At 70.2% G+C, this 10637-nt stretch carries 9 protein-coding genes and 1 pseudogene; 3 read left to right on the top strand and 7 right to left on the bottom strand.

The genetic code is table 11. From position 1 onward, the window contains the following. Positions 1-687, bottom strand: a 687-nt coding sequence (locus BN11_RS11070; protein ID WP_048697623.1) for a DNA topoisomerase, incomplete at its 3' end; no start/stop codon positions are given. Positions 688-829: 142 nt separating this feature from the next. Between BN11_RS11070 and BN11_RS11065 the strand changes: the two genes are divergently transcribed. Both BN11_RS11065 and BN11_RS11060 read left to right on the top strand, forming a co-directional pair. Next, entirely contained in the window at positions 830-1612 is a 783-nt protein-coding gene (locus BN11_RS11065; protein ID WP_048697620.1) for a dioxygenase family protein, read from the top strand. 89 nt (positions 1613-1701) lie between these two features. After that, positions 1702-2943, top strand: coding sequence for a CapA family protein (locus BN11_RS11060; RefSeq protein WP_162213215.1), 1242 nt, complete (start codon positions 1702-1704; stop codon positions 2941-2943). Between the two features lie 38 nt (positions 2944-2981). Here the strand turns inward: BN11_RS11060 and BN11_RS11055 are convergent, their stop codons facing one another. From BN11_RS11055 to BN11_RS11035, 6 genes and pseudogenes are all read right to left on the bottom strand, one after another. Continuing rightward, entirely contained in the window at positions 2982-4469 is a 1488-nt protein-coding gene (locus tag BN11_RS11055; protein ID WP_048697615.1) for a N5-glutamine methyltransferase family protein, read from the bottom strand. A 147-nt stretch (positions 4470-4616) separates the two neighbouring features. Beyond that, on the bottom strand, positions 4617-5501 hold the full coding sequence (locus tag BN11_RS11050; RefSeq protein WP_157044089.1) for a hypothetical protein: 885 nt from the start codon (positions 5499-5501) through the stop codon (positions 4617-4619). A 4-nt stretch (positions 5502-5505) separates the two neighbouring features. Then, positions 5506-6507, bottom strand: a complete 1002-nt coding sequence (locus BN11_RS11045) for a 2-hydroxyacid dehydrogenase (protein ID WP_048697609.1) — start codon at positions 6505-6507, stop codon at positions 5506-5508. A gap of 166 nt (positions 6508-6673) precedes the next feature. Next, a complete protein-coding gene (locus tag BN11_RS26135) occupies positions 6674-7999 on the bottom strand; it encodes a sodium/proton-translocating pyrophosphatase (protein ID WP_407667982.1) in 1326 nt (441 codons plus the stop codon). Further along, a pseudogene (locus tag BN11_RS26130) lies at positions 7933-8997 on the bottom strand (sodium/proton-translocating pyrophosphatase); the annotation flags it as partial. The gene BN11_RS26135 and the pseudogene BN11_RS26130, both read right to left, overlap by 67 nt. A 241-nt stretch (positions 8998-9238) precedes the next feature. Beyond that, entirely contained in the window at positions 9239-9586 is a 348-nt protein-coding gene (locus BN11_RS11035) for an STAS domain-containing protein (RefSeq protein ID WP_048697607.1), read from the bottom strand. A 227-nt stretch (positions 9587-9813) separates the two neighbouring features. Here BN11_RS11035 and BN11_RS11030 point away from each other — a divergent pair. Next, positions 9814-10637, top strand: an 824-nt coding sequence (locus BN11_RS11030) for a DEAD/DEAH box helicase (RefSeq protein ID WP_235435443.1), incomplete at its 3' end; no start/stop codon positions are given.

Raw genomic sequence — 10637 nt, 5'->3', positions numbered from 1 at the left:
CGTGCCGTCGACGGCGGTCAACCGCGCAGTGAAGCTCTCCCCGGCGTCCGTGGCAAGGTCGGCCTCGACATCCCAGTAGGACGCCGCCCGGAAGGCCATCCGCTCGCGCTCGCGCTCGACGACCAGCCGGGTCGCGACGCTCTGCACCCGGCCCGCCGACAACCCGGCCCGCACCTTGCGCCACAGGACGGGACTGACCTCATACCCATAGAGCCGGTCGAGGATGCGCCGGGTCTCCTGAGCCTCGACAAGGTTCTCGTCGATCTGGCGGGTGTTGGCCATCGCCCGCTGAATGGCCTCCCGGGTGATCTCGGTGAAGACCATCCGCTTGACGGGGACCTTGGGCTGCAGCGCCTCGTACAGGTGCCAGGCGATCGCCTCGCCCTCGCGATCGTCATCGGTGGCGAGATAGAGCTCGTCGGCGTTCTTGAGCAGCTTCTTCAGATCGGAGACGCGCTTCTTCTTGTCCGGGTCGACGACGTAGTAGGGCTCGAAGTCGTTGTCGACGTCGATGCCGAACTTGCCGAAGGGACCCTTCTTCATGTCCGCGGGCATCTCGGACGGGGTCGGGATGTCCCGGACGTGACCGAAGGAGGCCTCGATGTCGTATTCCGGCCCGAGGTAGGCGGAGATGTTCTTGATCTTCCCCGGAGACTCCACGATGACGAGCTTGCGCCCGGCCAACACCACCACTCACCTTTCCGTCACCAGCCTCGGCCACGGAGGGCCGAGGCGGGCATATCGGCGCCACCGTATACGACGCTCCCCTGTTTTCGGCCATCGCACCAAGTTAGTTGAAAAATGAATTAAATGGTCGTATGCTGCTCGGATGACCGATCGCGCCCCGATCCTCTACCTCTCGCACGGCGCGCCGCCGCTCGCCGACGACGCCCGCTGGACCCAGGAACTCGCGCACTGGTCGGCCGGGATCGCCCGGCCCGACTCCATACTCATGGTCTCCGCGCACTGGGAGGAGGCGCCGGTGACCGTCAGCGCGAGCGCCGCGCCGGCGCCGCTGCTCTACGACTTCTGGGGCTTCCCGCAGAAGTACTACGAGGTGCGGTATGCCGCGCCGCTCGCCCCCGCTCTCGCGGACGACGTCAGCCGCCTGCTCGGCGGGCAGGTGCACCGCGACGAGTCCCGCGGCCTCGATCACGGCGCCTACGTCCCACTGGTCGAGATGTACCCGGAGGCCGACGTCCCCGTGTTGCAACTGTCCCTGCCGACGCTCGATCCGCGGGCGTTGTTCGAGCTCGGCCGGTCGCTGGCGCCGCTGCGCGACACCGGGACGATGATCGTCGGCTCGGGCTTCACCACCCACAACCTGCGCTGGTTCGACCCCGGTGCCGGCGCCGACGGCCCCGCCCCCGCCGCCTCGGCCGAGTTCGACCATTGGGCCGCGGAGGCGATGGCGAGCGAGGACCTGGACGCCCTGCTCGACTTCGGCCACCGCGCCCCCGCCGCCCGGCTCGCCCACCCGCGCACCGAGCACTGGGCGCCGCTGTACGTCGCCCTCGGCGCGGCATACCAAAGTGGGGGCATCGCCAACCAGAGCGTCATCGACGGCTTCTGGTTCGGGCTCTCGAAGCGGTCGTGGGAGTTCGCGGCCTAGCCTCCGCCCGAAGCAGCCCGGCCCGAGTGGCCGACACCACGAGTGCGACCTCCCACAGGTGACCAGCACGCGCCCCTAGCATGGGTGAGGTGCGGGGTAGGCGGGTCCTGGCGATGGCGGTCGTCGCAGCGGTAGGCGGCGGCCTGACGTCCTGCGCCGGCGACGGGGCGGAGTCGACGAGCGCGGCACGCGGCGGGTCGTCCGCCCAGCAGGCCGGATCGATGTCTTCGAAATCCACGGCCGGATCCCCCTCGAAGTCGTCGAAATCCGGCGCGAGCGCGGGCCGCGTGACGATCGGGGCGAGCGGCGACCTGCTCACGCACGTGGCCGTGCGCCGCAGCGCCGAGGCGTATGCCGGGTCCGCCGGCCATTATGACTTCCGGCCGATGTTCGCCAAGGTCGCGCCGCTGATCGCCAAGAGCGATATCTCCATCTGCCACATGGAGACGCCGCTGACCTCGACCAATACCAATCTGAGCCAGCCGGGGGTGCTGGTCTTCAACACCCCGCACGAACTCGCCGACGCCGTCAAGGACGCGGGCTATGACGGCTGCGACTTCGCGTCCAACCACACGTGGGACCGCGGGCTGGCCGGACTGCAGGACACCATCAAGGTCTTCGACACCGCGGGCGTCAAGCTCGCCGCGCCGGGGGGATCGGCCACGACGCCGCGCCTGGTGACGACCTATGACGTCAACGGCGTCAAGGTCGCCCATCTCGCCTTCACCTACACGATCTACAACGACTGGGGGCCCAACACCAAGGTGCCACCCGAGGCGCCGTGGCTGGGCGAATCCCTGTGGCCCGCAGTCAATTCCGAGGGCATCATCCGCGATGCCAAGCAGGCCAAGGCCGACGGTGCCGACTTCGTCGTCGTCTCGATGCACTGGGGCCAGGAATACGTCGACGATCCCACCGAGGACCAGACCCGCGTCGCGACGGCATTGCTGCAATCCCCCGACGTCGACCTGATCCTCGGCACCCACGTGCACCGGGTGCAGCCGTGTTCGGTCATCAACGGCAAGTACGTCTTCTACGGGCTGGGCAACTTCTTGTCCAACCAGTCGCCCAGTGTCGACGCCTCGCTGATCCCGCAGACGCAGGAGGGGGTCCACGTCACGGTCACCCTCGAGCGCGACGCCTCCGGCAAGGTCATCTCATCCGCGACCTACCAGCCGACCAAGGTCAACCTGGCCGGGCATGTCATCACCCCGGCCACGGCGAGCAGCAATCCGACTACCTTCGACCGGGTGACCAAGACCCTCCAGATGCTCGGCAACTGTCCGCTCGACGGCAAGGTGGCCACGTCGCATCCGTCGTCGCTGGAGTAGCCCAGTCCGCCGTTGACGATCGCGCCAGCGGGGTCGCCTCAACGCAGGATGGCGGCCGCGATCCAGCGGCGCAGGCGCGGCAGCATCGCTTCGACGAGTTCGTCCTGGTCGAGTTCGAGGAGGCCGGAGATGGCGGCCAGGGCCGCCCGGGCAGTGAGGTCGCCGTCGGCGACGGAGAGGTATGCCGCGCTCGCGGTGTCGAGGCTCTCGCGGTAGCCGAGCCCGCCGCCCTGGGCGACCTCGATGACCTCGGGGTCGCTGCTGCCTGCCCGGAAGTGCTGCGCGACAGTGACATCCGCGGCTGCCGACCACGAGGTGTCGAGGATCGCGTCGTCGTCGTGCTCGGCGAGCCAGACCCGCGCCTGGATGCCGGCGAGGACGGCCGGTCCCATCGGAGCGGCCACGGGCCCACGGGCGTCGAGCAGGTCGACGAACGGCTCCCGGTCGGACTCGGGCCGGTGCATGGTGATGATGCCGAAGCCGATGCCGGTGACGTCGCGGGCGGCGAAATCGTCGAGCCACGCGGCATACATCTGGTTGAAATCCGTTGTCCCGCTTTGGTGTCCGCCGTCGCGGGCCCAGGTCTCGGCATACTGCGCAGGGTCCTGGATCTCGCGCTGCACCACCCAGACGTCGACGCCCGCGGCGCGGGCCCACGCACCGACGCGATCCTGCCACGGGGCAGCGCCGACGATCTCCCAGTTGCCGAGGATTTGGGCGATGCCGCCCGGTTCGAGGTGCTCGCCGAGCCGGGTGACGAGGTCGGCGACGACGGCGTCGCCCTGCTGACCGCCGTCGCGGTATTCGTAGGTCGGCATCCCGTGGTCGCGCGGGGTGATCACAAAGGGGGGGTTGCTCACGATGAGGGAGAAGCGTTCTCCTGCAACGGGTTCGAGCATCGACCCGTGACGGATGTCCCACTCTTGGCCGTTGAGCGCGGCGTTGAAGCGGACATAGCTCAAGGCCCGGTCGGAGATGTCGGTGGCGACGATGTGTTCGGCGTGGGTGCTCAGGTGGAGAGCCTGGACGCCGCATCCGGTGCCCAGGTCGAGGGCGCGGCCGACGCGAGGCCGTGGGGTCCAGGAGGCCAGCGTCGTGGACGCGCCTCCGACGCCGAGCACATGGTCCTCCGACAGCGGTGCCCGGGTCGCCAGTTCGGACAGGTCGGAGGCCAGCCACCAGGCGTGCTCCTGGTCGCCGTACGGCCGCAGGTCGCAGGTCGCGATCAAGGCATCGCCGGCGTCGCGGACCAGCCCGAGAGCCAGCGCGCCGGCCCCGCCGAGGGCGGGCAGGGCAGCGTCCACGGTCGCCCGGTCGACCGGATCGCCGAGGGTGAACAAGCGGATGAGCACGGCAGCCGGGTCCGGGTTGTCGCGCGTTGCCCGCTCCGCGGGCAAAACCTGTTCGCGCGCCAGGGCGCCCGCCGCGACGGGGCCCAGGACCGCCCCGGTGCGCTCGACGGTGAACGGTGCCGCGCTCAGGTCCGCGCGCAGGGCCGCGATGAGGGCGGGTTCGGAACTCAGCACGCCTCAGCCTAGCGGCGCCGCGTCTTCGCCCACTCACATCGAGAGAGCGCGACGCGCCCATATTCCAGCCGGAACATGGGCGTGTCGCGCTCTCTCGACTGGTGGCGACTGCGCGTCGGGGTGTGGTCGGGCGGTGTGGTCGGGCGGTCAGAGCCGGCCGGCGCGGGTGGTCAGGAGTTCTTCGGTGCGCTCGGCCTGCGGCGCGTAGACGCCGTCCTCGCCGGGCCCGCGGCGCGGGTCGTGGCCCGTCGGCATGCGCGAGTCCGGGCCGGCTTCGGCAGCGGCCGGGACGGTTCCGGCAGCGGCCGGGACGGCGGCATACTCCGGCGTCTGGGCAGCCATCTGCGTGGACGTGGCGCTGGACGTTGCAGTGGACGTCGCGGGGTCGAGCAGGCCGAGGAGGCGCACCCCGAGAGCGGCGACATAGAAGGCGGCGGCGAGCAGTTCGACGCACTCCTCGAGGGTCTGCTCGAGGCGTTCGACGTCGACGGGCATGGTGGCCGGGTCGATGGCGTCCATGCCGATCGAGGTGACCGAGCAGACCACACCCAGGACGAACAGCCACAGGGCCAGCCGGTCGCGGCGCAGGGCGCGCAACACGAAGGGCAGCACGATCAGGCCGGCGATGCCCATGAGCAGCACCTGGAAGTCGCCGGGGGCGAGGAAGCTTAGGCCGGGGATGGAGATGTCGCGCGGGGCCAGGATGCGGTCGCGGATGCGTTCGTGGATCGCGAACCGGTCATCGAGCGCGAGATAGGCGAAGCCGGCCGCGAGCAGCCAGTGCGGGATGCGCAGGGCGCGCGACCAGCCGTGGACCTTGCCGATCACGGCGATGACGGCCGAGGTGGCCGCCGAGAGCACGAGCAGCACGGTCTGCAACCAAGTCATCGGCGTCAGTTCCAGCGCGATCCACTCCCAATAGCGCGGGTACTGCGCTGCGGCGAGGGCGGCGGGCGCGAGGACGGCGAGGGCCGCCAGGGCGACCACGAGGCGGGTCCGGGCGCGGGCGATCACGGGGTTCATTGCCGGCATCTCCCTAGCGTGCCGCAGCGAGGGCGTGGTCGCGGGGACCCACGACGTGGATGGGCGCGCCGTCGGCGGCGGCCTGGATCGCCTGGGCGAACATCTGCGCTCCCCGGGCGAGGACCTCATCGCGCCACCACGCGCTGTGCGCGCTCTGCAGCACCCGGCCCTCGGCCATCAGGACGGCGTCGATCGGGTCGCCGGGATCGAGGGCAACCTCGTCGACGGCATACCCGCGCAGCCGGCGGGCCAAGAGGCGGTCGCGGACCGCGTCGGTGTCAGCGAGCACGGGGCGGCCGACGTTGACGACGAAGGCGTCGGGGTGGAGGAGAGCGAGTTCGCAGGCGCCCAGGATCGGGAAGTGGCCCTCGATCGTCGAGGCCGTCAGGGCGACCAGATCCGCCTCGCGCAGTGCCGCTTCGTGGGTGACCATGCGGATCCGGGCGGCCGCTGCGGAGGCGACCGCGTCGGGGTCGATGTCCACACCGATGATGTTCATGCCGAGGCCGCCGGCGAGCTGGGCGAGCCGGCGCCCGATCCGGCCCATGCCGATGATCGCGAGCGTCCGGTTGCTGATCTCGACCCCGCGCAGAGAGACATGGTGGGGGGCGCGACCGCGGGCCTTGTCGTTGGCCAGGTGGATCCGGGTGGCGCTGGCGAAGATCAGTGCGAGGGCGTGCTCGGCGACCCCATTGGTCGCGTACTCCGGGAGCGTGGTGACGGTAATGCCGCGGCCGGCGAGACCCTCGATGTCCAGGTGCTCGTAGCCGGTCGCGTAGAGCACGACGTGACGCAGGCCGGGGAGCCGGTCCAACAGGGCGTCGTCGAGGACGGGGAGGGTGGCATTGGTCGAGGCGAGCACCGTGGCGCCGGCGAGCAGTTCGGCAGCCTCCTCCCCCGTCGGTGCGTCATGCCGTTGGAGGAAACGCACCCCATGCCGCACCCGCAGCGCCTTGACGCTGGCAGGCGGCAAGCTCGCCTCCCCGGCCCGGCTCAACACCACGATCTGCGACATCGCACTCACCCTCCGTCGTTCGGCTGCGGGTCCCTCCCGCCGTTGTTCCCCCAGACGTGGGAACCCCGAATCAGGTTGTCGTGCTGGCGAAAATAGGCCCGGCGTGGGCTGCCTCGGAGGCAGCCCACGCCGGGCCTGGCGGGATCGTTATCGGTCGTTGACCTGATCAGCGGGGGTCGACGTCGCGTTCCTCGACCTGCACGGCCGTGTGCTCGGCGAGATCCGAGCGGCTGCCGACCGGGGCCGGGGCATGAGCCGCCGGGGTGGCGTCCACGGCCGGCGCGTCGTCCCCGCCGATGGAGATGGACCGGCGCTTGGAGACCGTGACCGCGGCGACGACGATCAGCAGGGCGGCGCCGGCGATGCCGTAGCGGATGCCCGCATTGGCGCTGTTGCCGATCGTCAAGGTCACGATGGCCGGAGCGATGAGCACCGAGACGAGGTTCATCACCTTGATGAGCGGGTTGATCGCCGGTCCGGCGGTGTCCTTGAAGGGGTCACCGACCGTGTCGCCGATGACGGTGGCGGCGTGGGCGTCGGTGCCCTTGCCACCGAACCGGCCGTCCTCGACGATCTTCTTGGCGTTGTCCCATGCGCCGCCGGAGTTGGCGAGGAAGACCGCCATCAGCGCACCGGCACCGATAGCCCCGGCGAGGAAGCCGGCGAGGGCGCCGATGCCGAGACCGAAGCCGACGGCGATCGGCGTCATGGCGGCGAGCAGGCCGGGGGTGGCCAACTCGCGCAGGCTGTCGCGGGTGCAGATGTCGACGACCTTGCCGTATTCGGGCTTGGCCGTGCCCTCCATGATCCCGGGGATCTCGCGGAACTGGCGGCGCACCTCGAAGACGATGGCGCCGGCCGCGCGGGTCACGGCGTTGATGGCCAGACCGGAGAAGAGGAAGACCACCGCCGCGCCGAGGAGCAACCCGACGAGGACATTGGGCGTGACGATCTGCAGCTCGAACAGGTTCTGGGTCCGCAGGCTCGGCTCCTCGGTGACTTCGCCACTGTCGAGGATCCGCTGCAGCTGACCGCGCCAGGCGTCGGAGTAGGACCCGAAGAGGGCGGTGGCCGCGAGGACCGCCGTCGCGATCGCGATGCCCTTGGTGATGGCCTTGGTCGTGTTGCCGACCGCGTCGAGCTCGGTGAGGATCTGAGCGCCGTCACCGTCCACGTCGCCGGACATCTCGGCGATGCCCTGGGCGTTGTCGGAGACCGGGCCGAAGGTGTCCATCGCGACGATGACCCCGACGGTGGTGAGCAAGCCGCAGCCGGCCAGTGCGACGAGGAAGAGCGCCAGGGCGGTCGATCCGCCGCCGAGCAGGAACGCCAGGTAGACCGCGCCACCGATGATTGCGGCGGGGTGTGGGCCGCCGACTCCAGGCCGACGCCGATCCCGGAGAGCACGACGGTCGCCGGGCCGGTCAGCGAGGTGCGTGCCACATCGTTGGTGGGCTTGTCCTCGGTGCCGGTGAAGTAGCCGGTGAGCCACAAGATGATGCCGGCGAGCACGATGCCGATCAGCACCGCGAGCAAGGCGGTGCGCCGGGGGTCGCCGGCGAGTGCCGAGATGTCCGGGGCGCCGGAGCTCAGGCCCGCGAAGGTGTCCGGCAGGTAGACGTAGGCCGCGACCGCGGTCAGCACGGCCGAGACAGCGGCGGCGATGTAGAAGCCGCGGTTGATCGCCTTCAGGGCGTTCTCGCCGTGCCGGGCCTTCGTGATGAAGACACCCAGCAGCGCGGTGACCGCGCCGATCGCGGGGACGATGAGGGGGAACACCAGGCCGTAGGTGCCGAACGCGACGGACCCGAGGATGAGGGCGGCGACGAGGGTCACGGCATACGACTCGAAGAGGTCGGCGGCCATGCCGGCGCAGTCGCCGACGTTGTCGCCGACGTTGTCGGCGATGGTGGCGGCGTTGCGGGGGTCGTCCTCGGGGATACCGGCCTCGACCTTGCCGACCAGGTCGGCGCCGACGTCGGCGGCCTTGGTGAATATGCCGCCGCCGACCCGCATGAACATCGCGAGCAGGGCCGCGCCGAAGCCGAAGCCTTCGAGCACCTTGGGAGCGTCGCCTTCATACATCAGCACCACGATCGAGGCACCGAGCAGACCGAGGCCGACGGTCGCCATCCCGACCGTACCGCCGGTGCGGAAGGCGACCTTCATCCCCTCGTCCCGCTTGCCCTGGCGGGCCGCCTCGGCGACGCGCACATTGGCCTTGACCGCCAGGCTCATGCCCAGGTAGCCGATGGCCGCGGAGAACAGAGCGCCCACGACGAAGAAGCCCGAGCGTCCCCACCTGACCGCGCCGGTGTCGGCCGGGAGCAACAGCAAGAGCCCGAACACCAGGACGACAAAGATGCCGAGGGTGCGGAACTGGCGACGCAGGTAGGCCTGCGCGCCCTCCTCCACGGCAGCACCGATGGTCTGCATGTTCTCGGTGCCCGGGTCGTGTGCCAGCACCTGGGCGCGGAAGACCCAGCCCATGATCAGCGAGATGGCGGCAATCGCAGCCACCGCATACACCAGGTAAAGGTTGTTTCCAGTCAGTTCCAGTGCCGACTCAGCCGTCGGCAGCATGCCTAGGGGGCGCGTCATCCGCCATCCTCCTCGATGGGTTTTGTTCGTCAAAAGGCCCCGGGCGCGGCGGCGTCGCCGGCCCAGGACACGTTGAGGTCAGGCTATCGCCGTGTCGAGAAACACCTTGCGCGGTGTGTCCCTCGTCACGTCACGATTGGGGATCGAAGGATGCGACGGCACCCTCGACGTCTTCGTAGAGCGGCAGCACCCGCTCCAGTCCGGTCGCGAAGAAGATCTTGCGGAGCCGTTCGGTCGTCACCACGCAATGCAGCCCGCCACCGGCCATCCGGACGGCCTTGAGCCGACCCACGAGCACACCGAGTCCGGTCGAGTCCATGAAGGTGACCTCGCTGAGGTCTGCCACCAGCCGAGTGGCGCCGCCGGCGATGGCCTGGGTGAGTTCGTCGCGGAGGCTTCCCGCGCTCAGCGCATCGACGTCGCCGCTGACATGAACGACGACCACGTCGGAGTGGTTGTCCGAGGACACGGACAGCATTGTGGCTAGCACTTCCTTAGCTGGGAGTCTGGTGACCGCGTGGTCACCGCCGCGCTTACCGTAGACGACAGATGACATCAGCACCACACGACACCGCAGGTCACGCCCCTATCGCCCATTCGGGGCAGGCCCCCGTGGACATTTTGTCCACCCTCTCGGGTGTAGCGCCCCATGGGCCGCTTCTGCACGTCCGCTCCTTCCCGAGTCGGACCGGTGCGACGAGCGCAATGCCCGAGTGGATCAACCCGGCACTGGTCGCCGCGTTGACCGGCGCCGGGATCGACGCGTTGTGGAGCCATCAGTCTCTTGCCGCGGAACTGGTGCGCTCCGGGCGGCATACGGTGCTCGCCACCGGCACGGCGTCCGGCAAGTCCCTCGCGTACCTCCTGCCCGGGCTGACCGCCGTCCTCGACGGCACCCGGGCACCCAACGGCCGCGGGGCGACGATGCTCTACCTCGCGCCGACCAAGGCGCTCGCCGCCGACCAGGCCGACCACATCACGCGGCTCGCGCTGCCCGGCGTGCGGGCCGCCACCTATGACGGTGACACGGCGCCCGAGGAGCGGCGGTGGATCCGCGACCACGCCAACATCGTGCTGACCAACCCGGACCTGGTCCACCACTCTCTGCTGCCAGGGCACGCCGGCTGGGCCTCCTTCCTGAGGGCCCTGTCGATCGTGGTCATCGACGAATCGCACGCCTATCGCGGGATCTTCGGCTCGCACGTGGCGCTCGTGCTGCGCCGGCTGCGGCGAGTGCTGGAGCGCTATCGCAGTGCGCCCGTGTTCGTGTTCGCCTCGGCGACCGCGGGCGAGCCGGGGGCGCACGCGAGCGACTTGGTGGGCCTGCCGGTGGCCGAGGTCACCCACGACGGTTCGCCCCGTGGTGCGTTGACCTTTGCCCTGTGGGAGCCGCAGGAGTATGTCGACGAGCACGGCCGCCCGCACCGGCCGGCGGCCTCGACCGAGAGCGCCCGCCTTCTGTCCCGGCTCGTCGGCGGCGGCGTGCAGACGCTGGCGTTCGCCCGCTCGCGCGCCGGGGTCGAGGCGGT

It is taken from the genome of Nostocoides australiense Ben110 (assembly GCF_001050535.1).
Lineage (GTDB): Bacteria > Actinomycetota > Actinomycetes > Actinomycetales > Dermatophilaceae > Nostocoides_A > Nostocoides_A australiense.
Note: the sequence above shows the minus strand (reverse complement) of the source record. Positions and strands in the feature narration are given on the sequence as shown.

Bases quoted from the DNA above. Each gene is read 5' to 3' on its own strand.
- BN11_RS11035 (WP_048697607.1), bottom strand. From the start codon at position 9,586: ATGCTGTCCGTGTCCTCGGACAACCACTCCGACGTGGTCGTCGTTCAT.
- BN11_RS11065 (WP_048697620.1), top strand. From the start codon at position 830: ATGACCGATCGCGCCCCGATCCTCTACCTCTCGCACGGCGCGCCGCCG.
- BN11_RS11045 (WP_048697609.1), bottom strand. From the start codon at position 6,507: ATGTCGCAGATCGTGGTGTTGAGCCGGGCCGGGGAGGCGAGCTTGCCG.
- BN11_RS11050 (WP_157044089.1), bottom strand. From the start codon at position 5,501: ATGCCGGCAATGAACCCCGTGATCGCCCGCGCCCGGACCCGCCTCGTG.